14 protein-coding genes are annotated in these 25,042 nt (G+C 59.2%); 7 read left to right on the forward strand and 7 right to left on the reverse strand.

Going from position 1 to position 25,042, the window contains the following annotated elements; translation table 11 throughout:
• Positions 1 to 35 precede the first annotated feature (35 nt).
• On the forward strand, positions 36 to 1,214 hold the full coding sequence (locus ABJ99_RS24085) for a BaiN/RdsA family NAD(P)/FAD-dependent oxidoreductase (RefSeq protein ID WP_054087932.1): 1,179 nt from the start codon (positions 36 to 38) through the stop codon (positions 1,212 to 1,214).
• Between the two features lie 136 nt (positions 1,215 to 1,350).
• Complete coding sequence (yccS, locus tag ABJ99_RS24090; RefSeq protein ID WP_054087933.1) at positions 1,351 to 3,549, forward strand: YccS family putative transporter; 2,199 nt, start codon at positions 1,351 to 1,353, stop codon at positions 3,547 to 3,549.
• Here yccS and ABJ99_RS24095 read toward each other — a convergent pair.
• Positions 3,512 to 4,267: a substrate-binding periplasmic protein gene (locus tag ABJ99_RS24095; protein WP_054087934.1), complete on the reverse strand. Its 756-nt coding sequence runs from the start codon at positions 4,265 to 4,267 to the stop codon at positions 3,512 to 3,514. The two genes, yccS and ABJ99_RS24095, sit on opposite strands and share 38 nt — an antisense overlap.
• A 224-nt stretch (positions 4,268 to 4,491) precedes the next feature.
• Here ABJ99_RS24095 and ABJ99_RS24100 point away from each other — a divergent pair, with 224 nt between their 5' ends.
• The gene (locus ABJ99_RS24100) at positions 4,492 to 4,950 is read left to right on the forward strand and encodes a GNAT family N-acetyltransferase (protein WP_007252006.1); all 459 of its coding nucleotides are present in this window, start codon (positions 4,492 to 4,494) and stop codon (positions 4,948 to 4,950) included.
• A gap of 121 nt (positions 4,951 to 5,071) precedes the next feature.
• Here ABJ99_RS24100 and ABJ99_RS24105 read toward each other — a convergent pair whose 3' ends face one another.
• Genes ABJ99_RS24105 through ABJ99_RS24115 form a run of 3 tightly spaced genes read right to left on the reverse strand, consistent with a single transcriptional unit; the run spans position 5,072 to position 8,112 of the window.
• Positions 5,072 to 5,368 (reverse strand): winged helix-turn-helix domain-containing protein, encoded by a 297-nt coding sequence (locus tag ABJ99_RS24105; protein WP_054087935.1) that lies wholly within the window; start codon positions 5,366 to 5,368, stop codon positions 5,072 to 5,074.
• A gap of 49 nt (positions 5,369 to 5,417) precedes the next feature.
• Positions 5,418 to 5,942: a M48 metallopeptidase family protein gene (locus ABJ99_RS24110; RefSeq protein WP_054087936.1), complete on the reverse strand. Its 525-nt coding sequence runs from the start codon at positions 5,940 to 5,942 to the stop codon at positions 5,418 to 5,420.
• Positions 5,943 to 5,973: 31 nt separating this feature from the next.
• A complete protein-coding gene (locus ABJ99_RS24115) occupies positions 5,974 to 8,112 on the reverse strand; it encodes an EAL domain-containing protein (RefSeq protein ID WP_054087937.1) in 2,139 nt (712 codons plus the stop codon).
• A 319-nt stretch (positions 8,113 to 8,431) separates the two neighbouring features.
• Here ABJ99_RS24115 and ABJ99_RS24120 point away from each other — a divergent pair, with 319 nt between their 5' ends.
• Positions 8,432 to 9,103, forward strand: coding sequence for a polysaccharide lyase family 7 protein (locus ABJ99_RS24120; protein ID WP_054087938.1), 672 nt, complete (start codon positions 8,432 to 8,434; stop codon positions 9,101 to 9,103).
• Between the two features lie 82 nt (positions 9,104 to 9,185).
• Here ABJ99_RS24120 and putP read toward each other — a convergent pair whose 3' ends face one another.
• Positions 9,186 to 10,673 (reverse strand): sodium/proline symporter PutP, encoded by a 1,488-nt coding sequence (putP, locus tag ABJ99_RS24125; RefSeq protein ID WP_054087939.1) that lies wholly within the window; start codon positions 10,671 to 10,673, stop codon positions 9,186 to 9,188.
• A gap of 432 nt (positions 10,674 to 11,105) precedes the next feature.
• Here putP and putA point away from each other — a divergent pair, with 432 nt between their 5' ends.
• A complete protein-coding gene (gene putA / locus ABJ99_RS24130; protein WP_054087940.1) occupies positions 11,106 to 15,059 on the forward strand; it encodes a trifunctional transcriptional regulator/proline dehydrogenase/L-glutamate gamma-semialdehyde dehydrogenase in 3,954 nt (1,317 codons plus the stop codon).
• A gap of 293 nt (positions 15,060 to 15,352) precedes the next feature.
• Positions 15,353 to 17,155 carry an acyl-CoA dehydrogenase gene (locus ABJ99_RS24135; RefSeq protein WP_054087941.1) on the forward strand — a complete coding sequence of 601 codons (1,803 nt, stop codon included), beginning with the start codon at positions 15,353 to 15,355 and terminating at the stop codon, positions 17,153 to 17,155.
• 22 nt (positions 17,156 to 17,177) lie between these two features.
• Here ABJ99_RS24135 and ABJ99_RS24140 read toward each other — a convergent pair whose 3' ends face one another.
• Both ABJ99_RS24140 and ABJ99_RS24145 read right to left on the reverse strand, forming a co-directional pair.
• Complete coding sequence (locus tag ABJ99_RS24140) at positions 17,178 to 19,826, reverse strand: dermonecrotic toxin domain-containing protein (protein ID WP_080378303.1); 2,649 nt, start codon at positions 19,824 to 19,826, stop codon at positions 17,178 to 17,180.
• 93 nt (positions 19,827 to 19,919) lie between these two features.
• The gene (locus ABJ99_RS24145) at positions 19,920 to 23,039 is read right to left on the reverse strand and encodes a dermonecrotic toxin domain-containing protein (RefSeq protein ID WP_054087943.1); all 3,120 of its coding nucleotides are present in this window, start codon (positions 23,037 to 23,039) and stop codon (positions 19,920 to 19,922) included.
• Positions 23,040 to 23,290: 251 nt separating this feature from the next.
• On the opposite strand from ABJ99_RS24145, the gene ABJ99_RS24150 reads away from it, so the two are divergent.
• Positions 23,291 to 25,033 (forward strand): potassium/proton antiporter, encoded by a 1,743-nt coding sequence (locus tag ABJ99_RS24150; RefSeq protein ID WP_054087944.1) that lies wholly within the window; start codon positions 23,291 to 23,293, stop codon positions 25,031 to 25,033.
• Positions 25,034 to 25,042: the final 9 nt, after the last annotated feature.

The following is a 25,042-nucleotide window of genomic DNA, read 5'->3' on the forward strand; positions in this document are numbered from 1 at the left end:
GAACGATCGTGACCTACAGATCGAGGAAACACGCTGTGCCCGTTACTGACGTTGTAATCATTGGCGCTGGCGCCGCAGGTTTGATGTGTGCGTTCACCGCCGCTGCTCGCGGGCGCAAGGTGATGTTGATCGACCACGCCAACAAGCCCGGCAAGAAGATCCTTATGTCCGGTGGCGGGCGTTGCAACTTCACCAATATGTACACCGAACCGGCCAATTTCCTGTCGCAGAACCCGCATTTCTGCAAATCGGCACTGGCCCGTTACACCCAGTGGGATTTCATCGCGATGGTTGCCAAACATGGCGTGCCGTATCACGAGAAAAAGCTGGGGCAGTTGTTCTGCGACAACAAGTCCAGTGACATTCTGGAAATGCTCCTGGAAGAATGCCGGCAGGCCGGTGTCAGCCTGCACATGGACACCTCGGTGCAGCAGATCGAAAAAACCGACGCCGGCTACAGCCTGCACACCACGCTCGGCCCGTTGAACTGCCAATCACTGGTCATTGCCACCGGAGGGCTGTCGATTCCGACGCTGGGCGCGACCGGCTTTGGTTATCAGGTCGGCAAGCAGTTCGGCCACACGCTGCTGCCGACCCGCGCCGGGCTGGTGCCGTTCACCATCACCGATCAGCTCAAGGACCTGTGCACCGAACTTTCGGGCACCTCGGTGGATTGTCTGGTCACGTGCAACGACACCAGCTTCCGGGAAAACATCCTGTTCACCCATCGCGGTCTCAGTGGCCCGGCCATTTTGCAGATTTCCTCGTTCTGGCAGCCCGGCGACACCGTCGAAATCAACTTGCTGCCCGATCACGACGTGCCCGCCTGGCTCGCCCAGCAACAAGCCGAGCGCCCCAACAGTGAGCTGAAAACCCTGCTGGGCGAGATTTTCACCAAGAAAATGGCCAACCTGATCGCCGAACACTGGTTTGCGTCGAAACCCATGAAGCAGTACACCCACGCCGAACTGGCCGAGATCGCCGAAAAGCTGGCGAGCTGGCAGGTGGTTCCGGCAGGCACCGAGGGCTATCGCACGGCCGAGGTGACACTGGGCGGCATCGACACCCGTGAAGTGTCCTCCAAGACCATGGAATCGCTGAAATCACCCGGCCTTTACTTCGTGGGCGAAGTGCTGGACGTCAGCGGTCATCTGGGCGGTTTCAATTTTCAGTGGGCCTGGGCATCGGCTTACGCAGCCGCGCAATACGTCTGACGTAACCACGTGAAATAACATCGCGACACAGCGAACCGTAGAAAATTTTTGCGAGGCCGATGTACAGCCAGCCATTTGGGCTGTACATATCCTCCTGCACGATCGATCAATTGCGAACAGGGCCGACAGCTTATCCATGGCATCGAAATCTCTCCGTCATACATTCCGTCGATTGTGGGCGCTGGATAAATTCAGCTATAGCGTTCGGGTCTTCATCGCACTGACCGGCAGCATGCTGCTGTGTTGGTATCAAAACGAGATGGCCCTGCTGATCCCGCTGTTTCTGGGGATTATCGCCTGCGCCCTGGCGGAAACCGACGACAGCTGGCAGGGCCGACTCAACGCGCTGGCCGTGACGCTGGTGTGTTTCAGCATCGCCGCCCTCGCCGTCGAACTGTTATTCCCCTACCCCTGGCTGTTCGTCTGCTCACTGGCGCTGGCCAGCTTTGGCCTGACCATGCTCGGCGCGCTGGGCGAACGCTATGGCGCGATTGCCTATGGCACGCTGATTCTGTCGGTGTACACCATGATTGGTGTCGATCAGCGCGGCGGTGAGGTTACTGACTTCTGGCACGAGCCGATGCTGCTGGTCGCCGGGGCCGCGTGGTATGGCCTGCTGTCGGTGCTGTGGCAGATGCTGTTTTCCAACCAGCCGGTGCAGCAGGCGCTGGCGCGGCTGTTTCGTGAGCTGGGCCAGTACCTGAAACTCAAGTCGACCCTGTTTGAACCGATTCGCACGCTCAACGTGGAGGCCCGTCGTCTGGAACTGGCGCAGCAGAACGGCAAAGTGGTCGCCGCGCTGAACTCTACCAAGGAAATCATCCTGCACCGCGTCGGCAGCGGCCGCCCCGGCTCCAAAGTCAGCCGCTACCTGAAGCTGTATTTCATCGCTCAGGACATTCACGAGCGCGCCAGCTCGTCGCACTACCCTTACAACTCGCTGGCCGATGCGTTTTTCCACAGCGACGTGCTGTTCCGTTGCCAGCGCCTGCTGCGTCAGCAAGGTGTGGCCTGTCAGGCGCTCTCAGAGTCCATCCAGCTGCGGCAGCCGTTCGTGTATGACCCAAGCTTCGCCGAAGCCATGGAGGACCTGCAGGCCTCGCTGGAGCACCTGCGCATCCAGAGCAACCCGGCGTGGCGTGGCTTGCTGCGCTCATTGCGCGCCCTGGCGACCAACCTCGGCACGCTGGACCGGTTGATCAGCGACGCCAGTAACCCGGACGCCGTCGCCGACGCCACCGACAGCAGCCTGCTGGACCGCTCGCCGCGCAACCTCAAGGATGTCTGGACGCGCCTGCGCCTGCAAATGACGCCGACCTCGCTGCTGTTCCGTCACGCCCTGCGCCTGCCACTGGCACTGAGCATCGGTTACGCGATGGTGCACCTGATTCACCCGTCGCAAGGCTACTGGATCATCCTGACCACGGTATTCGTCTGTCAGCCCAGCTATGGCGCGACCCGGCGCAAGCTCGGGCAGCGGATCATCGGTACGGCGATTGGCCTGACGGTGGGCTGGGTGCTGTTCGATCTGGTCACCAGCCCGATTCTGCAATCGATGTGCGCGGTGCTCGCCGGGGTGGTGTTTTTCGTCAACCGCACCACGCGCTACACCCTGTCGACCGCCGCTATCACGGTGATGGTGCTGTTTTGCTTCAATCAGGTCGGCGACGGTTACGGCCTGTTTCTGCCGCGCCTGTTCGACACCCTGCTGGGCAGCCTGATCGCAGGCCTCGCGGTGTTCCTGTTCCTGCCGGACTGGCAGGGACGGCGCCTGAACAAAGTGCTGGCCAACACATTGACGTGCAACAGCATCTATCTGCGCCAGATCATGCAGCAATACGCCAAGGGCAAGAGTGATGATCTGGCTTATCGCCTGGCACGACGCAATGCACACAACGCCGATGCCGCACTGTCGACCACGCTGGCCAACATGCTTATGGAGCCCGGACACTTCCGCAAGGAGGCCGACGTCGGCTTTCGCTTTCTGGTGCTGTCGCACACGCTGTTGAGCTATCTGTCAGGCCTGGGCGCACACCGCGACACGCAGTTGCCGAGTGACGTCCACGAGCACCTGATCGATGGCGCCGGCGCAACACTGGCGGCCAGTATCGACGAGATCGCCCAGAGCCTGGCCGAGAAACAGCCGGTTGCCGTGCATAGTGATGCGGAAGAAGCCCTGGCCGCCGAGCTGGAGCAATTGCCGGAAGAAATGGATGAGAGTCAGCGTCTGGTGCAGGCGCAGCTAGCGCTGATCTGTCGTCAGCTGGCGCCGCTACGGACCCTCGCCGCACACCTGATCAAAGCTCCGGAGACTGTTGCAGACCGTGCAGTCTGAGTAACTCTTCGTAGCTGCCATCAGCTTTCATGGCAGCGATTTCACGGTCGAAATCGGCGACGATCTTTTCGTGAAGCGGATTTTTCAGGCTGACCAGAATGTGCAGGCTGTTCTCGCTCAATGAACCGGGAATGAATTCGACCCGGTTGCGAACCTCGTCAGTTTCCAGCGCGAGGTTGTAACGGGCGACGTATTCGTCTTCCAGCGTGAGGTCGACCCGTGCGGCAGCCAGCATGCGCACCGCCGTAGAGAAGTTCTGTACGGGGACTTTCTTCAGTAGTTTGTCGCTGTCGAACGCCGGCGAATAAGCGTAACCACGTACCACGGCGATCATGTATTGATGCAACTGCTCGTGGGACAAGCTGCTGATGGTCGAATCCTTGCGCTTGATGAAGCGAATGCGATTGAGCAGGTACTCCGCAGAAAACTGGCCGACTTTGGTGCGTTCTTCGCTGAACCACGCATTGATCAGCACATCGTGTCGGCCTTCACTCAACCCCAGCAGAGCCCGCGCCCATGGCACCTGTTCATACAGCGTCACATAGCCGGCGCGACGCAGGGCGGTGCTGACGATATCGGTCGCCAGGCCACCATTGAGCAGCAACTCATCAGTGAACGGAGGCCAGGGATCAGCGACAAGCCGCAGCCTCTCCGCTGCGCTGGCAGAAGCCATCAGCAAAAAAACCAGCAAGCCAACTGCTCGAAGCCACTGCGTCATGCTCAGGTTCCTGACAGGGCGGCATGCCCGATTCCAACCTATCGGCCGCAAAACCGCCATTCATTAGCGTGCAAGAAAACTTATATTGAAGGCCCGAAGCACTCAATAGACAACATGCACGGGGCACATGTTCTGTCAGCCGCCGGCAGACTTTCGCAGTGTTTATTGGGAATGGCGCAAGATACGTTTAGACTTCGCTTCTGGTTTCCCTGCGAGTCTGCAACATGTCTATCGAATGGATCTGCAAACACCACACTGAGCTGAGCATTCAACAGCTATACGCGATATTGCAATTGCGTGCCGAAGTGTTTGTGGTCGAGCAAAAATGTGTGTACCTGGACGTGGATGGGCAGGACCTGACAGGCGATACCTGCCACCTGATGGCCTGGCAGGCAGACAAGCTGGTCGCGTACCTGCGCTTGCTGGACCCGATCCAGCAAGGCGGCGACGTGACCATTGGCCGGGTTGTGACAGCACCTTCGATTCGCAGCCGCGGGATTGGCCATGAACTGATGGTTCAGGCACTGGAAAACGCCGAACGCAAGTGGCCGGATCAGCCGATTTACCTCTCGGCTCAGGCCCATTTGCAAGGCTATTACAGCCGTTACGGCTTTGACCCGATTGGCGAGATCTACCTGGAAGACGACATCCCCCACATCGGCATGCGTCGCGATCTGGACTAGGGTCTGTTCCCGTTNTCGTGTCTCCTGCCTTGCCTCGCGGCAAAACAGACTCCGACGCGGCCGCGATGAAACGGGAACAGACCCTAGCGGCAGCGGCTAGCTGCAAGCTCACGGCTGCTTCTCAGGGATACCCGAGCACGTCTTTGATGCCGGTCAGATTGCGGGCGATCCAGGTCTTGTCAATGGCGCCCCAGTCGCGAATGCGATAAGCGCCTGCGTGATTGCGGGCACCTTCCTGTTGTTCGAATTCACACTCAATGTTCAGGTCGGATAGCGCGCTGATGGTGTCCTGCGCTGTACGGCGGGGCATGCCGGTTACTGCGATCAGTTCCGGTACGCTGCAGGCGAGCTTTGAATCAATCAGGTACGCCACATACAGACGACGATAGAAGCTGCTTTTTGTCTTACTGATCTCCATCGATGAATCCTTTTTAAATGCATTCAACGTCCAGCTCTGAGCTTGTAGCTCAAAACTTACCGCTTGAAGCTTGCAACTCGTTGTAAGTCAAATAGACGCGCAGGTCGAATTCCAGCTGGTGATAGCCGGGCAGCATGTGTTCACACAGCTGGTAAAACGCTTTGTTGTGATCGGACTCACGAAAATGCGCCAGTTCATGCACGACGATCATTTTCAGAAACTCCGGTGGCGCTTCCTTGAACAGGGCCGCAACACGAATCTCGTTACTGGCCTTGAGCTTACCGCCCTGCACCCTGGATATCTTGGTGTGCAGCCCGAGCGCGCGATGGGTCAGGTCCAGACGGTTATCGAACAAGACTTTCCTGATGGCCGGGGCGTTGCGCAGATGGTCCTGTTTCAGGGCCAGAGCGTAGGCATACAGCGCCTTGTCGCTCTGGATCTGATGCCGCGCGGGATAGCGCTGCTCGAGATACTCGGCCAGTCGCCCCTGATCGATCAACTGCTGCACCTGATCCTGCAAGGCCTGCGGGTAGGCTTGCAGGTATTTGAGCGGGGCACGGCTGGATGCGGTCATAGCGCCTGACACTGTTCAGAAAGACGCCATTCTACAGCAATCCATTGTGTTTCAAGGCCGACATCTCCACGTGCCCCGGAAAACCCAGCGCGTCTTCGGCAACCATCGGATGAGCGATCAAAAACCCCTGCATGACCTGGCAACCATTATCGGCCAGCCACTGGTATTGCTCGCGGGTCTCGACCCCCTCGGCAATCACCAGCATGTCGAGATTACGACACAGGTCGATAATGCTGCTGGCCAGTGCAGACTCGCGCCTAGAGCCGACGATATTGGCGACAAAACGCCGGTCGAGTTTGAGCGTGTCCAGTTGCAGATTACGCAGATGCGACAGCGAGCAATCGCCGGTGCCAAAATCGTCCAGCGCGACACGCACGCCCACATCATGCAGCAGCGCCAGTTGCTTATGGCTGTGCGAGAGGTTATTGACCAGCGAGCTCTCAGTGATTTCCACTTCCAGCTGGCCCGGCGCCAGCTCGAAACGATCCATGGCCCGTTTGAGCTCCGAGGCCAGGTTGGGCATGCAGAACTGCGTGGGGCTGACACAGACGCTGACCACGACATCAGAAGCAAACACCCGACTCCAGGCCTGCCGTTGTTCGGCGCCCTGATCGAAAATCCAGCTGCCCAGCCGGTTGATCAGCCGCGTCTCTTCAAGCAAAGGGATGAACAGCGCCGGAGGCACTTCGCCAACCGCAGGATGCTGCCAGCGCAGCAGAGCCTCGAAACCGCGCAGCCGCCCGTCAGCGACATGAATCTGCGGCTGGTAGACCACCGAAAAATCCTTGCCGTCGATGGCCGTGCGCACGCTCTCTTCCAGCATCAACCGCGAGCGCGCGCGTCCATTCATGTTCTGGTCGTAGAAACGGTATTGCTTGCGACCGGCCCGCTTGGCCTCGTACATGGCGATGTCTGCGGCACGCAGCAAACCGTCCAGATTCGAACCGCAGTCCGGGTAGGTGGCAATCCCCACGCTGGCACCCAGTGCGATATCGACACCGTCGACCTGACGCTTGCTGGACACTCGCTCGATCAGCTTTTCGGCAATTTTTGCCGCCTGTTCGGGGTAGTCCAGGCCATCGATGACCACGGTGAATTCATCGCCCCCGACACGCGCCAGCACATCATAAGGCCGCATGCACTCCTTGAACTGCTCGGCGACCCAAAGCAACACCTGATCACCGGCATCGTGGCCAAGCGAGTCATTGATTTGCTTGAAGCCATCGAGGTCCATGAACAGCACGACCAGGTATTTGTCCGCTTTCTCATTGCGCAGCAGCATGCCTTCAACTGCCTGGTATAACCCACGGCGATTGAGCAGGCCGGTCAGCGCATCGGTGACGGCCTGTTTTTCCAGTTGCTGATAAAGGTCGCGGACCACCGACATATCGAGCACGGTCAGAACCATGGCCTTCTGCTCGGGAGGCAACGCGGCACAGGACAGCGCAACCGGTAACTGCGAACCCTGCAAGGTGCGCAGAACGGCATCATGCACGCGATAGGTGTCGGCGTTACGGTAGTGCTTGTAGAAACCTGACTCCAGCCAGTCCCCGACATACGGTTCGATGACGTAGTCCAGCACATGGGTGCCGCACAGTTGATCGACCGACGCGTTCAGCAACTGGCAGATTGCGGGGTTGGCGAAGCTGATCAGGCCCGACTCATCAACCACCAGAATGCCTTCGGCCACGTTGGCCAGCACCGATGCATTGAAGGTCCGCGCCGATTCCAGCTCGTGCGAGAGCTGTTGCAGCGCACGGCGATTGCGCTGCTGCTCCAGCAGCGTCTGTACCTTGGGCTTGAGGACATTGGGGTCGAAGGGTTTGAACAGATAATCCGTTGCGCCGTTCGCATAGCCCTTCTGAACGGCGTCCTGAGTCTGCTCGTTGGCGGTCAGAAAAATAATCGGCGTCAGCCGGGTGCGCTGGCTGCCGCGCATCAGACGTGCAACTTCGAAGCCGTCCATGCCCGGCATCTGCACATCCAGCAAGACCAGATCCACTTCCTGCTCAAGAAGCACCGTCAGTGCCTCGATACCTGAGCTGGCGGTCACGATGCGCCAGTCGGTTCTCTGCAGAACAGCGCACATCGTTACCAGATTTTCCGGATAATCATCTACAACCAATAAAACTGAAGAGCCATCGTCTGGCTGGGGTGGCACGCGTTCCATGCTGCTTCTCTGTGTGGGCATGACGCCTGAGTCTCAGGACGACCGTCATACTTTGGTTCCAACTCTAGCCCCGTCTCGCCAAAAGCAGAAGCAAGGCCCCTCTTCCCCACCGCAAAAGTTCGATCTAACCGACTAACGGTCATTCTCTACAGGCCTTTAAATCCCTGCCCTGCAGAAAAAGTGACAGCACTTTGACGTCATTCGTTCGACAATTTTTCGTTAACAAATTGTCCTACACGCCGTATAAAAGGAGCGAAAACTCTCGCAACACATCAGCGATCTCTCCCGCTGGCAAAAGACATGTACGGAAGGACCGCTAATGATTGATCTTGGATATTGGAATCTCAGCATCCCGGTGGACTCCCCACCCAAGACCATCGAAACCTCTCAGCTGGTCAAGGGTTATGACGGGAAATATTTCAAATCGACGTCCAAGGCTATTGTGTTCTGGTCTCCGGTTACCGGGACCAAGACGGAAAACGCTAAATACTCGCGCACAGAACTACGAGAAACCTGGCCGGACGGATCGGTGCGCAACTGGCTTTACACCGATGCGGATAATTACCTGAACGCCAAGCTGGAAGTCGATCAGGTGCCGTCGTCAGGCAAGATCGTGATTGGGCAGATTCATGCCTACGAAAGTACCGAGCCGCTCCTGAAAATCGAATACCAATACAGTGAAGACACCAAGGCAGGCGAGATCGTTGCCAAAGTCCGTAATCGCTACGATGACGACGACAGCAAGGTCTACACGATTGCCAAAGGCGTGAAGCTGAATGAGACCTTCAATTACGTCATTCACCTGAGCAAGGGTGGCAAATTGACCGTCAGCATCAACGATATCGACTGGAGCAAGCGCATCAGCAAGACCTGGAGCGACAAGCCGCTGTATTTCAAGGCCGGCGTCTATACCCAGGACAATACTGGCTACACCTCGGAAGGCGGCAAGGCCACGTTCTACAACCTGGACATCGACCACAATAAAGGCTGAGTGACACCCGGCACTCAGGCTCAAACGAAAACGGCCCGCTCTTCACTGGAAGGCGGGCCGTTTTGATGTCAGCGGAGCTCTATCAGCGATTGGCCTTGAAGTCCTGCTCGGCCGCGAGGAAGCGGGCCTGCATCGACGCCGATGCCGGCCTGCCGATCAGGCTGAACGCGACGATGGCGATACTGGCCAGAATGAAACCGGGGATGATTTCATACAGGCCCATAGTGCTGAACTGTTTCCATAACACCACGGTGGCAGCACCGACAATCACCCCTGCCAATGCGCCGTTGCGCGTCATGCCTTTCCACAGTACTGAAATCAGCACCACTGGGCCGAACGCGGCGCCGAAACCGGCCCAGGCGTAACTCACCAGGCCCAGCACGCGGTTTTCAGGATTGGCAGCCAGCAGAATGGCGATGATGGCAATCAGTAGCACCATGGCACGACCGACCCAGACCAGCTCGACCTGCGAAGCGCCCTTGCGCAGGTAGGCTTTATAAAAGTCTTCGGTCAGCGCGCTGGAACACACCAGCAACTGACAGCTCAACGTGCTCATGACCGCAGCCAGAATCGCAGAGAGCAGCACGCCGGCAACCCACGGATTGAACAGCAACTTGGCCAGCTCGATGAACACCCGCTCCGGGTTTTCAGTCACTGGCCCGGCAACCTCCGGGTGCGCCGAGAAATAGGCGATGCCGAAGAAGCCTACCGCCACCGTACCGCCCAGGCACAGGATCATCCAGGCCATGGAAATACGACGGGCGTTGGCAATCGACTTGACCGAATCCGCCGCCATGAAGCGCGCCAGAATGTGTGGCTGGCCGAAGTAGCCCAACCCCCAGCCGAGCAGGGAAATGATGCCGATGAAGGTGGTGTTCTTGAACATGTCGAAGCTGGTCGGGTCTTTCGCTTCGATCGCCAGGAACGTGGCATCAACACCGCCCGTCGCCAGCAGAACGATGATCGGCGTCAGGATCAGGGCGAAAATCATCAGCGTGGCCTGCACGGTGTCTGTCCAGCTGACCGCCAGAAAGCCACCGACGAACGTGTAGGCAATGGTTGCCGCAGCACCGGCCCACAGGGCGGTTTCATACGACATGCCGAAGGTGCTTTCGAACAGACGCGCCCCTGCGACGATGCCCGAAGCGCAGTAAATGGTGAAGAACACCAGAATCACAAGAGCCGAAATGATGCGCAGCACACCACTGTTGTCTTCGAAGCGGCTGCTGAAATAATCCGGCAGCGTCAGCGCGTCGCCGTTGTGCTCGGTCTGCACACGCAGATGGCCAGCCACGAACAGCCAGTTCAGGTAGGCGCCGATGATCAGCCCGATGGCGATCCAGCTTTCCGACAGGCCGGACATGTAAATCGCCCCTGGCAAACCCATCAACAGCCAGCCGCTCATGTCCGAAGCACCGGCCGACAGTGCAGTGACCACACTGCCCAGACTGCGCCCGCCGAGAATGTAATCCGAAAGGTTATTGGTCGAGCGATAAGCCATGAGGCCGATCAGGACCATTGCTGCGATATAGATCACGAACGTGATCAAGGTAGGGTTGCTGACACTCATGAGTTCTGCCTTGGCATTGTTTTTATGTTGGCACCTGATGCGCAAGGACGCACTGAATTCAGTACGTCCGCTGCTATGCATCCGACACCGCGCTGACTGATTCGCTAGCGAATGACAGTTACGGTTGCACCGAAGGGTCGAATCCTATGAAACAAACCGAACAAGGTGCAACCCATTTCATTGCACAAGTTGCACCTGTTACAAAAAACCTGATGCTTGTGCATTTTCGCCCTATTTTAGGGCGCATTTGACCTGATCCACAAAAAAAGGCGCAATAACCTTGAGCATAGTCCGGTATTACCCGGCCATTCGGCGCTTATGTCACAAAATATTCTGCAATCAGGGTTGCACTCGGTTGCACCTTACCCCGTTGCACGGCTAATCTGCGTCAAAGCCGATGCCACCCGAGAGTGGCTATAACGAGGACAAGACATGGCCACCACCACGCTGGGCGTCAAGCTCGACGACCCGACCCGCGAGCGATTGAAAGCCGCCGCCCAATCCATCGACCGTACGCCGCACTGGTTGATCAAGCAGGCGATTTTCAATTACCTGGAAAAGCTGGAGAGTGGTGCAACCCTGTTGGAACTCGACGGTTCGGCCGCCCGGGACAACGAAGACCGCGGCGAGCTGGCAGAAGACGCCGGGCTGCAATGCTTCCTGGATTTCGCCGAAAGCATTCAGCCTCAATCGGTGTTGCGCGCAGCGATCACGTCCGCCTACCGTCGCCCGGAGCAGGAAGTGGTGCCGATGCTGCTTGAGCAGGCACGCCTGACTGCGCCAGTGGCGGAAGCCACCAACAAGATGGCTGCGTCGATTGCCGAAAAGCTGCGTAACCAGAAGAGTGCTGGCGGCCGCGCCGGTATCGTCCAGGGTCTGCTGCAAGAGTTTTCGCTGTCGTCTCAGGAAGGCGTCGCCCTGATGTGTCTGGCCGAAGCGCTGCTGCGTATTCCCGACAAGGGCACGCGCGATGCACTGATTCGCGACAAGATCAGCAACGGTAACTGGCAGCCGCACCTGGGCAACAGCCCGTCGCTGTTCGTCAACGCGGCAACCTGGGGCCTGCTGCTGACCGGCAAGCTGGTCGCCACGCACAATGAAGCAGGCCTGACCTCGTCGCTGAGCCGCATCATAGGCAGAAGCGGCGAGCCGATGATCCGCAAAGGCGTCGACATGGCCATGCGCCTTATGGGCGAGCAGTTCGTCACCGGCGAAACCATCGGCGAAGCGCTGGCCAACGCCAGTCGCTTCGAGGCCAAAGGCTTCCGCTACTCCTATGACATGCTCGGTGAGGCCGCGCTGACCGAACACGACGCACAGAAATACCTGGCCTCCTACGAGCAGGCCATCCACTCGATCGGCAAAGCCTCACATGGCCGCGGCATCTACGAAGGCCCGGGCATTTCGATCAAGCTGTCGGCACTGCATCCGCGCTACAGCCGCGCCCAGTACGAGCGCGTGATGGATGAGCTCTACCCGCGCCTGCTGTCGCTGACGCTGCTGGCCAAACAGTACGACATCGGCCTGAACATCGACGCCGAAGAAGCCGACCGCCTGGAGCTGTCGCTGGACCTGCTCGAAAGGCTGTGCTTCGAGCCGCAGCTGACCGGCTGGAACGGTATCGGTTTCGTAATTCAGGCTTACCAGAAGCGCTGCCCGTATGTGATCGATTACGTCATCGACCTCGCTCGTCGCAGTCGCCATCGCCTTATGATCCGTCTGGTAAAAGGCGCGTACTGGGACAGCGAGATCAAGCGCGCTCAGGTCGAAGGGCTGGAAGGCTATCCGGTCTACACCCGCAAGGTGTACACAGACGTCTCCTACATCGCTTGCGCCCGCAAGCTGCTGGCAGCGCCGGAAGTCATCTATCCGCAGTTCGCCACACACAACGCCCACACCCTGGCGGCCATCTACCAGATCGCCGGGCAGAACTATTACCCCGGCCAGTACGAATTCCAGTGCCTGCACGGCATGGGCGAACCTCTCTATGAGCAGGTGGTAGGCAAAGTCGCCGACGGAAAGCTGAATCGTCCGTGCCGCGTGTACGCACCGGTCGGCACTCACGAAACCCTGCTGGCCTATCTGGTGCGTCGTCTGCTGGAAAACGGCGCCAACACCTCGTTCGTCAACCGCATTGCCGATCACTCGATTTCCATTCAGGAACTGGTCGCCGATCCGGTCAGCCAGATCGAACGCATGGCGACTCAGGAAGGCGGTTTCGGCCTGCCGCACCCGCGCATTCCGCTGCCGCGCGACCTGTATGGCACAGAACGCGCCAACTCCAGCGGCATCGACATGGCCAACGAACACCGTCTGGCTTCGCTGTCTTCGGCGCTGCTGGCGACCGCGCACAACGACTGGAAAGCAGCGCCGATGCTTGGCTGCCCGGCCGGCGCAGGCAGCCTGACAGCAGCGTTGAACCCGTCGGACTCGCGTGACGTAGTGGGCCATGTGCAGGAAGCCTCGCTGCAAGATGTCGATAACGCCATTCAGTGCGCCCTGAGCGCTGGCCCGATCTGGCAAGCCACACCGCCTGCCGAGCGCGCGGCGATTCTGGAGCGCGCGGCCGACCTGATGGAAGCCGAGATTCAACCGCTGATGGGCCTGCTGGTGCGTGAAGCGGGCAAGACGTTTGCCAACGCCATCGCCGAAGTGCGTGAAGCCGTGGACTTCCTGCGTTACTACGCGGTGCAGGCACGCAACGACTTTACCAACGACGGCCACCGTCCATTGGGCCCGGTGGTGTGCATCAGCCCATGGAACTTCCCGCTGGCGATCTTCAGTGGTCAGGTCGCTGCGGCACTGGCCGCCGGTAACCCGGTGCTGGCCAAGCCTGCCGAGCAAACGCCATTGATCGCAGCCCAGGCCGTGCGCCTGTTGCTGGAAGCCGGGATTCCGGAAGGCGTGCTGCAACTGCTGCCGGGCCGTGGCGAAACCGTCGGTGCCGGTCTGGTGGGCGATGAACGCGTCAAAGGCGTCATGTTCACCGGTTCCACCGAAGTCGCCCGTCTGCTGCAACGCAATGTGGCCGGTCGTCTTGACTCGCAGGGCCGCCCGATTCCGCTGATCGCTGAAACCGGTGGTCAGAACGCAATGATCGTCGACTCTTCGGCGCTGACCGAACAAGTGGTCATCGACGTGGTGTCCTCGGCCTTCGACAGCGCCGGTCAACGCTGCTCGGCACTGCGCGTGCTGTGCCTGCAAGAGGACTCTGCGGATCGCGTCATCGAAATGCTCAAGGGCGCGATGGCGGAAAACCGTCTCGGCAACCCGGAGCGTCTGTCGGTGGACATCGGACCTGTGATCGACGCCGAAGCCAAGGCCGGTATCGAAAAACATATCCAGGCCATGCGCGACAAGGGCCGCACGGTCTATCAGGTGGCAATTGCCGACAGCGCCGAACTCAAGCGCGGCACTTATGTGATGCCAACGCTGATCGAGCTGGAAAGCTTCGATGAACTACAACGCGAAATCTTCGGCCCGGTGCTGCATGTGGTGCGTTACAAGCGCAAGGAACTGGACCAGTTGCTGGCGCAGATCAACGCGTCCGGCTACGGCCTGACCCTTGGCGTACACACCCGTATCGACGAGACCATCGCCAAGGTCGTCGATACTGTCAACGCTGGTAATGTTTACGTGAACCGCAACATTGTCGGTGCAGTGGTCGGTGTCCAGCCGTTTGGCGGCGAAGGGCTGTCCGGCACCGGTCCTAAAGCCGGTGGCCCGCTGTACCTGTACCGCCTGCTGTCGACGCGTCCGCAGGACGCCATCGAGAAGTCTTTCGTGCGCAGCGACGCGCTGTCTGCGCCGGACACTCGCCTGCGTGACGTGCTCGGCAAACCACTGCAAGCGCTGAAAACCTGGGCCGCCAGCGGTCAGCATGCGGAGCTGGAGGCCTTGTGCAGCCAGTACGCCGAGCAATCGCAAAGCGGCATCACCCGCCAACTGGCCGGCCCGACCGGTGAGCGCAACAGTTACGCCATCCTGCCGCGCGAACACGTGCTGTGCCTGGCTGACGACGAAAACGACCTGCTGATTCAACTGGCTGCAGTGCTGGCGGTCGGCGGCGCGGCCATCTGGCCGGAAAGCGACGTCAGCAAACCGCTGCGCGCCCGCTTGCCGAAGGACGTGCAGGCACGCATTACCCTGGTGCCGGACTGGAACAAGGACGAAGTTGCCATCGACGCCGTCCTGCACCACGGCGACTCCGACCAGTTGCGCACCATCTGCCAGCAGATCGCCCGACGCAACGGCGCAATCGTCGGCGTCAACGGCTTGTCCCACGGCGAAACCAGCGTCCCGCTGGAGCGTCTGGTGATCGAACGCGCACTGAGCGTCAACACGGCAGCGGCGGGGGGCAATGCGAGTCTGATGACGATCGGGTGATGCTCCACGCTCTCACGTTGCCGCGCGCCAGCGGGGCAACGTGGTTCTGGACGCTCTTTGTAGATTCTCGAATACATAGCGCAGACCTGTGACGCGGAGCGTGAGGAACGATAATCCCGAATATCGTGCGACGCTCCGCGTCGCATGCCGCTCTGGACGCTCTGCGTCCGCGCTTTCGCACACGTTTCACAATGCCGCGCCACCACGCCCGCCTATCACCCGAATCAATCTTGCTACCCTCCCTCTTCAACCCGTCCTAGACTCGATCCATTCCAAAAATCAGGTACGCCATCATGTCCGAGTCGCTGCTCAGTTCCCGAAACCTGGCTTTCGAGCTGTATGAAGTGCTGGACGCCGAAGGTCTGACGGGTCGCGAGCGCTTTGCCGAGCACTCGCGGGAAACCTTTGACGCAGCGCTGGGGACCGCGCGCGTCATCGCGGAAAAGTACTTTGCACCGCATAACCGCAAGGCTGACGAGAACGAACCGCGCTACGAAAATGGCGAGGCGATTCTGATTCCGGAGGTCAAGCCTGCAGTGGATGCATTCATCGCGGCGGGCTTTCTCAATGCGTCGCGTGATTTCGAATCAGGCGGCATGCAACTGCCTACCCTGCTGTCGCAAGCCTGTTTTGCACACTTTCAGGCGGCCAACGTCGGGACCACGTCGTACCCGTTCCTGACCATGGGCGCCGCCAACCTGATCGAGAGTTTCGGCAACGACGAGCAAAAGCAGCAGTTTCTGCAACCGATGATCGAGGGTCGTTTTTTCGGCACCATGGCGCTGACCGAGCCGCATGCGGGCTCGTCCCTCTCGGATATTCGCACGCGTGCCGAACCGGCAGCCGACGGCACCTATCGGCTGCGCGGCAACAAGATCTTCATTTCCGGGGGCGATCATGCGCTGTCGGAAAACATCGTGCACATGGTCCTGGCAAAACTGCCGGATGCGCCCGGCGGGGTCAAAGGTATCTCGCTGTTCATCGTGCCCAAGTTTCTGGTCAACGCTGATGGCAGTCTGGGTAAACGCAACGATGTGTTGCTGGCCGGGCTGTTTCACAAGATGGGTTGGAAAGGCACCACGTCCACCGCGCTCAACTTCGGTGATAACGGCGAGTGTGTCGGCTATCTGGTGGGCAAGCCGCACCATGGCCTGAGTTACATGTTCCAGATGATGAATGAAGCACGCATCGGCGTGGGCCTTGGCGCCACTATGCTCGGCTACTCGGGTTACCTTTATTCGCTGGAGTACGCCCGCGACCGGCCTCAGGGACGCTTGCCAGACAGCAAAAGCCCGGACAGCAAGCCCGTGCCGATCATTCAACACGCGGACGTGCGACGCATGCTGCTGACTCAGAAAGCCTACGTGGAAGGCGCGTTCGACCTGTGCCTTTATGCCTCGCGGCTGTTTGACGATACCGAGACCGGCGAAACCGACGACGTGCGCAAACAGGCACACGAGTTGCTCGACCTGCTGACCCCGGTGGTCAAATCCTGGCCCTCGGAGTTTTGTCTGAAGGCCAACGAGCTTGCGATTCAGGTGCTCGGCGGTCACGGCTACACCCGCGAGTACCCTGTCGAACAGTACTACCGCGACAACCGCCTCAACCCGATTCATGAGGGCACGCAGGGCATTCAGTCACTGGACCTGCTGGGACGCAAACTGGCGCAGAACGGCGGCACCAGCCTCAAGCAACTGCTGCGCCTGATTGCTGGCACCTGCGAGCAAGCGCACGCGCACGAGTCCCTGAATGAACTGCGCCAACCGCTGGAGCATCTGGTGGCGCGTTTGCAAGTGGTCACCCTCGGGCTGTTGACGGATCTGGCGCAAGGCAGAATCAGCAGCACGCTCGCCAACTCGGCGCTGTACCTCAAGGTATTCGGGCACACGATCATCGGCTGGCGCTGGCTGGAGCAGGCGCTGCGTGCCGAACAGGGTCTGAGCAAGGGCAATCCGGCCGACAGCGATTTTTACCACGGCAAATTGCAAGCCGCCCGGTACTTCCTGACGTGGGAAATACCGGGCTGCCATCACGAACTGGCGATTCTGGAAAACCGCGATGACACGTGCCTGGCCATGCGCGATGACTGGTTCTGATGAAAACCTGACAGGCGCTTGATCAGTGAGGACTGAACAAGTCAGTCAGTGAGTCCTGCGGGAAAAACCGGTCGACCAGTACGTTGGCATCTGCCCCTAGCTTGAGCGCGTATTGCTCTCGGCTGAACGGCTCGCCGGTACGCAGATCGTAAAGTACCCGCCCCTCGAGTGGGCGATCGACCTCCTGCAGCTGGATTTTCATGATGCGATAAAACTCGCCGACCACTTCCTCGATACTGTCAATCTGGAAATAGCAGCCCGGCAGGAAGATCGACTCGGCTTCCTCGGGTGACGCCGAGAAGGGCGCAATCGGCGTGGCCCTCAGATATTGCCCCTTGGGCAGAACGAAGACCACCGAGGTGTCATCGAACGTCACCGGCGCGGCGATTGCAGCGGTGGGCGCGCCGGCCCGACTGCTGGCGAAAGTACCCACCACGTAAGGGTTTTCGCTGAACGAGGTGACATCGGTATTGACCAGCACATCGCCCACCTTGATCCGCCCGCTGCGGAATACCGCACCCGAGGTGCCCCGCTCGCCGCTGCCGCCACGGTACAGCTCGACGTCATTGTTGTAGCCCACCACGCTGACATCATCGGCCAGCCGCTCGATGGCGTTGATCTGGTTTCGGCCCTTGTGCTCGCCGGTGCGCAGGAACTGATTGAATTCAGCGTCTTCCTGAGTGTAAAGCATGATATTGGCGGCGCAATAGTCGTCCTCGCCCAGCTTGAATACGCGGTGCTTGCCGTGCCAGGGGTCCCGGTATACCTGGTCGCCATCAGGCGACGAGTCAGACTCTAAAACATCGTCCGGGGTGGGTTCCCAGATTGCCATCGCCTGCTTCTGCCGAGCCAGGGCTGCTTCTGCGTAATCCTGCTCGTTGAAGATATCCGTTTGCAGATACCGGTCCCAAAATGTGGAGCGCACTGTCACGTAAGGTTTGCCAACCGGAGCCGATGTGCTGCTCGACAGGGCCTGTCCATCCATCGGCGAGCCGCCCTGCAAGCCGGGCATCTTCATCAGCGTCCAGCTTCCTTCGGCATTCAGGCGAACGGGTTTGCCGCCCACGAACGCAAACGGGTTATCCGGATTGACGATCAGCCAGCACTGCTGCTGCTCATTGAACATCACGCGATAGGGCAGTTCCGCAAGTTTGATCCAGGTTTCACCGTTACCCAGCGTGTAGACGCCATGCAGTCGACCTTCTTCGGCTGAAGGCGTGAGGCTGTCCAGCAGCAGATTACCTTCCAGATTATCCAGCGGGTCGACAGGCACGCTGCCGCTCACCGCAACGTCACCAGGAATCGTCATACCGTCCAGCGGCGTTACCAGCGACGGCTCGGGCGTGACGCGTACCGCCATCAAAAAAGGCAGATTGAAGAGCAGATAAACCGTGTTGATGATGGCGCCCAGCACACCGGCCTTGCGCTGCGCGGCAGTTTTGCCATTGACGGCCTGATCGATATTCAAACCGGTATTGGCAAGGCTCGCTCCAACCAGCGTCAACGTGATTGGCCAGCCCAGCGGAGCAAGCCCGCCGAATGCCTGAATAAACGCACTCAGGTAACCGATCCACATTTGCTTGCGCAGATCGGCGTTGGACGTCAGCAACTGATGGGCGTCGGCGTTCATTACTTGCCGGGCGACGTCACGCAAATAAACAAAAGAGTCACCCGCAACAGGCGTTGCAGACTGATTGATGATGCGAACATCGGCACGCCAATCGTGTGCAAGCATATCGCTCACCCCGCGATAGAAACGGGCGCTGTCTTCTGCCCGGGAGACTTCGCCACGCAAGAAGTGGCGTTTTATCGCTTCATCGGCACGCCCGCCTGCGAACTGACCTTTAAGCCAGGTGTACACAGCGCGTTCGCTTTCGAACACCAGAAAAGGCTGCTCGGCGTCAGGCCGATAAATCACTTCCCGTCCGTCCGAAATAACAATACGCAATATGTCGTGGGCCTTGATACCGTTGATGTCCAGCGTATGCACCGAAAGTCCGGCGGCGACTGGAAGCGGGTCCTGCAGCGCTTTCAGAGTCAGCGGCTGCAATGGATCAGCAGTGGCGATGCGGGTAACAAGTCTGAAATCCGCCGGCGACAGCTGCCTCTTGCGCAGGCAGTGGGTGGCTGCAACCAGATATTGCGCTTTGGCCAGCATGCAGAAGTTCTCACTGTGAGCCTTCCAGAAATGCTCCATGCGGCGGGTATAGAGCGCGCTGAAGTCGAGCGTCCACATGTCCCTGAGTACATCCTCAGGGAGCATCGGCACTTCATTGCGCTCGTCGAAAAACTCGTGTTCCGGGCCGACGGTATAAAACCCGCCATAGAGCGAAAGTTCGTCGCTGGCTTCCTGGTCGTGAACACTGAAGTGCCGCATCAGCAGCTCGATCAATGTCATCGACTGCAGCGGTTTTCCAGAATGCTGCCAACCGGTAAACGTACGCGGGCTGCTGCTTGCGCTGCCGAAACGATGCCAGTACACCTGGTCAGGGTTGAAGACCTTCTGCGTATGCTGAAGCATGATCTTGGTGGCTGCGTTATAAGCCAGATCGTGCAGATCGGGATAATCGAGAACAAACTGCCGCGCGCGTTCACGCAGCAGTTGTTGATCGGTCATATGTGCTGTCAAGGTTATGGATGTCATGACGTCTTCCTGTAGGAGAGAAGTCATGCACGTAATCACTCATTGGAGCGTGCGTGGCACTAACTATCTATACCGTCACGGACCTGTAAGGGCGCCGCGCCGCTGCAGAAACCGAGCGCTTTACCAACCATTCTCGGAGCCTGGTGTAATTTTCGCCCTGCCCTTGAATGGAAAATAAAAGTCCACGGCCTCGTTCAGGTGTTCGATGTACAACACGGACAAGACCTCGTCGACCGGCAAATAGGAACGCTCCAGCAGATCAAAATAATCTGGCCGCAGCTTTCTCAAGACGTCTGACATGAGTTTGGGACCGGTCAAGTCGGAAATGCGCGTCATGTACGGTGTCATTCGGTCTCTAGAGGCGCTACGCAGGGCTTCGCTGCTGTGGTCGATGAAGGGTCTGCGCGTACTGAAAAACGCCTTGTTGGTCTGCTTTTCATTCTGAAAGCGCGTGTTTATTTCTTTCAGCATCCTCTTCAGGACCGGGTTGTCCGGATGGCTGGCGAAATGGCTGTTACCCGGCCCGCTGTAACTTAATTGCGGCGCATCCAGGCGCCTTCCCAGCAGTACATCATTGGGCCCTGCTTTCAATGGCGTGCGTGCGAAAGGAACATCAATGATGTCATCGCAATCAAGATAAATGCCGCCGTATTCGTTGATCAGCCGATAACGCAGAATATCCGAAGCGGCCGCGTAATTACGATTATCCGAATGCATGAAATAGTTGAACGCCTCGCCATTTTCGCCACTCAAGAACGCGGGAAAGAACGGTTCTTCCTTGAGTCTGGAAATATGCATCTGCGGATGTTCGCTGAAGTAATCCAGCAACTGCTGATGCGCCGTCGGGTGGTTGATATCGATATGCAGCTCGAAGCGCAAGTCCGGACTGGTGCGCATGTTGTCCAGCATCTTTTGCAGAAGGTTATCGCCCGGCATGCGTTCGCCCAGCCATATGTGATGAACCACACGGCTGACGGGCTCGGCATCTGCAGGTAGCGTGGGCACGCGAGGGAACGCGTAGATTTCAAAGCGGCGGCTCTGTGGCAGTCTTGCCTCTACCTTCCTGAATGCATCTGCCGACCCGTTGCTCCACACCCCGTTGCGGTCCAGCCAGACAAGGCCGCTTGACGACGGATCAGTTCGCCAGCACGGAATATCGGCATCGTAATAGACGCCCTTCCTGACCCCTTCAATCTGAATGAAGTACTTCTCGACGACCGTCCCTTTTGCCTGGCTCAGGACGTTCTCGACCATGATCTGATCCAGTGGCAACTCGACCTGCACCTTGGGTCCCCAGCGCTGCACCTTGATTGCGGGCTCGTCAGGCATAACCGCCACCACGGCGCTGTCTGCCTCACTGGTCGGCGGTAATCGCGAGCCATCGAAGCTTTCCCCGCCACGCAAACCAAGCCTGAGGTCCAGATCCCAATAGCCGGTGTCGATCGTCTTCACATAGGGGCCCCAGACACGCGGATCAGAATCAGAGCGAATACGGTACTGTTTTTCCTGCGGCACCCACTCGACCCGAAAAGCCTGATCATGCAGTTCGATGTAACTTTTGCCTTGCAGCGGATAGATGCCCGCCACTTCGCCCGACGCCAGCCCCGGCAGCTCTTGAGGCGCTTCAAGCGCACGCAACAGACGGCGCATTTTGAAATCGAGCGAACGCAAGGCCGGTGGCTCTTCCCTGAACGCCGGAATCGGCTCGATCTCTACAGCAGGGTCTATCGGGGTGGTTGGGCCAGAAACCTCATAGCCGCCTCCCGCCTCGTCAATCAGCCCGGTTTCGGCACCCGCTTCGACCGCAGCGCCCTCCTCGGCAAGGATCGGCAGTGCGTTCAATACACCGAAGGCAATTCGCCCAAGCCCCGCCTGGCGCTCGTCCAGCGTGCGGCCATTGACCGCCGCGTCGACGCCCAGCCCGACCAGCGCGAGAGACAGCCCCGCGATGACCGGAATCAGTTCAGGAAAGACAATAGCGACGCCGCCCAGGACAGACACGCACTCGCTCAAGCCACTGCTGACTTCCTCTTTCCAGTAATCGTCATGGTTGCGGATTTTTTGCAGCGCGTCCGCTTCAGACTTTGCCTTGATCCGATCCTTGAAGTGCGAGAAAGGCCAGGGCTGCAAAGGTTCGCCAAACTGCACCTGCTTGCGCGGGTTCCAGGCGCCGGTCGCCGCGTCCAGCAGTTTCGGGTAGACAGCGAAGCCTCTGAGGGCGGTGGCAACGCCACTGTAGAAAAAGCCATCGACGTCATCCGCAGCATTGAAATGCCCCTCGAAAGAACGGCGTTTGCCTGGATCCTTGCACATCAGCGCGACCCAGTCCTTGAGCGCATCGGCGTTGGCGAAGGTATGAATCGGTGACGAGTTGCCGGGGATGTAGAGCAGCACGGTCGGCGAATCGGCACTGCGTATGACCATGATGTCGACCGCGCTGTAACCATGCACCTGCAATTCGGAAATCGTCACGCGAGTGGAAATCGGGGCGGCGACAAAAGCGTCGAAACTCAGCTGTTGCCAACCCTGATCGGCAGGCAACCCGAGCGCCTCCAGCACCATGTCCTTGTGCTCGGCCTTGAGCGTGTTTTCCTCAGCTTGCAGCCAGGCCGCCCTGAACAGACCTGCCTTGAGCATCAGGTTGTAATCGTCGGCGTGCGCCTGCCAGAACTGTTTCAGGTAGGCGAGATAGCCGGCTTGCAGGTTGTGATCCCAGATGTACTGCTTGAACGCCTCGGCCGTCAGGCGAAGTTGCGTCGTCGAATCGTAGTGCTGCGGATCGGATTTCCGGTACACCGCTTCATAAGCGACGCAGTCATAGGACGGCAGTTTTTCGTCCACGACCTGGCAGTTGAAACCGTCGTCACTGTGGGGTTGCAGATGCCCGAGGTGATCAAACCAGTCACCATTGCCCTTTTGCTGCCAGTTGCGCAGCAGCGCCTCGGTCAGCGTCATCGAGTGAGCCAGATTGGCCCGGTGAGGTGCCGGATAGAGCTTCGGGTCTTCGATATACAGAGTGGCGATCAGCGTGTCGTCCGGGTCAATCTCGACACCCCACCTCGACTGGCATTCCTGTGCCACATCCCGCGCAGCAAGGGCGGCAGGTGACTGCAGGTTGATCGGGTTGAGGCGGAAGTAATCGCTGATCGAAAAGTCCTCGCGCACCCGCGCCCAGAACTCTGCGTCAGGGTCACCATTGTTATCGTCAACGTCGTAATGTGCTGCAAATTCATCGTCCATGATGAGAAACCTTATTAACGGCTGAAGACCCGACATTAGGGAACATGAACGCTTGGTCTGCGGTATATAGGTATAAGTCAGCCGCTGGATTGCAACCAATCGTGAGCCCAGGAGTGCCGGTCTGGGGTCAGTCGCTCGAAATTGCACTTTGACAGCCAAGCAATTCAACAGGTTAAATCGCTTGGCACGCGGACTGCATGGTCAGTTCTCGCTCTTTTCGCTTCACTTTCGTTTTCTACGGAGTACCGCCCTTGGACGCCACCACCATCAACAGCCTGTTCCTGATCGGCGCGTTGCTGGTAGCCGCAAGCATCCTGGTCAGTTCTCTTTCGTCGCGCCTCGGCATCCCGATTCTGGTCATCATCCTCGCCGTGGGCATGGTGGCAGGCGTCGATGGCGGCGGGATCATCTTCGACAACTACGCTGCTGCCTATCTGGTCGGCAACCTGGCACTGGCAGTGATTCTGCTCGACGGCGGCCTGCGCACGCGGGTGTCCAGTTTTCGGGTGGCGCTGTGGCCAGCCTTGTCGCTGGCAACGGTCGGCGTACTCATCACCACCGTGCTGACCGGCATGATGGCCGCCTGGTTGTTCAATCTGAGCATCATTCAGGGGATGCTGATCGGCGCGATCGTCGGTTCCACGGACGCCGCCGCGGTGTTCTCCCTGCTCGGCGGCAAAGGCCTGAACGAGCGGGTGACCGCCAGCCTGGAAATCGAATCGGGCAGCAACGATCCCATGGCGGTGTTCCTCACCGTAACCCTGATCGCCATGATTGCCAGCGGCCAGACCGGCTTGCATTGGGGGCTGCTGGGGCATCTCATTCAGGAATTCGGCATCGGCAGTTTCATTGGCCTGGGCGGCGGCTGGATTCTGTTGCAACTGGTCAACCGCATCAATCTAGCCGCGGGTCTGTACCCGATTCTGGTGATTGCCGGCGGTCTGGTGATCTTCGCGCTGACCAACGCCATCCACGGCAGCGGCTTCCTCGCTGTTTATCTGTGCGGTCTGGTACTCGGCAACCGGCCGATCCGCAGCCGCCACGGCATCCTGCATATGCTCGACGGCATGGCCTGGTTGGCGCAGATCGGCATGTTTCTGGTGCTGGGCCTGCTGGTCACGCCCCACGACCTGTTGCCGATCGCGATACCGGCTCTGATCCTGGCGCTGTGGATGATCCTGGTCGCACGGCCGCTGTCGGTGATGGTCGGGCTGCTGCCGTTCAAGGCATTCCATGGCCGCGAGAAGGCCTTCATCGCCTGGGTCGGCCTGCGCGGTGCGGTGCCGATCATTCTCGCGGTGTTCCCGCTGATGGCCGGGCTGCCCAATGCGCAGCTGTATTTCAACCTGGCGTTCTTTATCGTGCTGGTCTCGCTGTTGCTGCAAGGCACCAGCTTGCCGTGGATGGCCAAGCTGCTCAAGGTCACGGTTCCGCCTGATCCGGCGCCCATTTCCCGGGCCGCGCTGGAAGTGCATGTCACCAGCGAGTGGGAGCTGTTCGTTTACCGCCTGGGCGCCGAAAAGTGGTGCATCGGCGCGGCGCTACGCGAGTTGAAAATGCCCGAGGGCACGCGTATCGCGGCGTTGTTCCGCGGCCAGCAACTGCTCCACCCGTCCGGCAGTACAACCCTGGAAGTCGGCGACCTGCTGTGTGTGATCGGCCATGAACATGACCTTCCGGCGCTGGGCAAACTGTTCAGCCAGGCCCCGCAACGTGGCCTGGACCTGCGTTTCTTCGGCGATTTCGTCCTCGAAGGCGACGCGCGACTGGGTGAAGTCGCGGCGCTGTATGGCCTGAAACTCGACGGCATTGACCCGAATATGCCGCTCAGTCAGTTCATCGTGCAGAAAAACCGTGGCGAGCCGGTGGTGGGCGACCAGATTGAATGGAATGGAACTATTTGGACCGTTGCAGTGATGGACGGGAACAAGATCCAGAAAGTCGGCGTCAAATTCCCCGAAGGAACCCGCCCGACTCCCGGACTGTTCCTTTAAACTGCCAAT

Source organism: Pseudomonas syringae pv. cilantro (assembly GCF_001293775.1).
GTDB lineage: Bacteria > Pseudomonadota > Gammaproteobacteria > Pseudomonadales > Pseudomonadaceae > Aquipseudomonas > Aquipseudomonas syringae_P.

Bases quoted from the DNA above. Each gene is read 5' to 3' on its own strand.
- yccS (WP_054087933.1), top strand. From the start codon at position 1,351: ATGGCATCGAAATCTCTCCGTCATACATTCCGTCGATTGTGGGCGCTG.
- ABJ99_RS24095 (WP_054087934.1), bottom strand. From the start codon at position 4,267: ATGACGCAGTGGCTTCGAGCAGTTGGCTTGCTGGTTTTTTTGCTGATG.
- ABJ99_RS24100 (WP_007252006.1), top strand. From the start codon at position 4,492: ATGTCTATCGAATGGATCTGCAAACACCACACTGAGCTGAGCATTCAA.
- ABJ99_RS24105 (WP_054087935.1), bottom strand. From the start codon at position 5,368: ATGGAGATCAGTAAGACAAAAAGCAGCTTCTATCGTCGTCTGTATGTG.
- ABJ99_RS24110 (WP_054087936.1), bottom strand. From the start codon at position 5,942: ATGACCGCATCCAGCCGTGCCCCGCTCAAATACCTGCAAGCCTACCCG.
- ABJ99_RS24115 (WP_054087937.1), bottom strand. From the start codon at position 8,112: ATGGAACGCGTGCCACCCCAGCCAGACGATGGCTCTTCAGTTTTATTG.
- ABJ99_RS24120 (WP_054087938.1), top strand. From the start codon at position 8,432: ATGATTGATCTTGGATATTGGAATCTCAGCATCCCGGTGGACTCCCCA.
- putP (WP_054087939.1), bottom strand. From the start codon at position 10,673: ATGAGTGTCAGCAACCCTACCTTGATCACGTTCGTGATCTATATCGCA.
- putA (WP_054087940.1), top strand. From the start codon at position 11,106: ATGGCCACCACCACGCTGGGCGTCAAGCTCGACGACCCGACCCGCGAG.
- ABJ99_RS24135 (WP_054087941.1), top strand. From the start codon at position 15,353: ATGTCCGAGTCGCTGCTCAGTTCCCGAAACCTGGCTTTCGAGCTGTAT.
- ABJ99_RS24140 (WP_080378303.1), bottom strand. From the start codon at position 19,826: ATGACTTCTCTCCTACAGGAAGACGTCATGACATCCATAACCTTGACA.
- ABJ99_RS24145 (WP_054087943.1), bottom strand. From the start codon at position 23,039: ATGGACGATGAATTTGCAGCACATTACGACGTTGACGATAACAATGGT.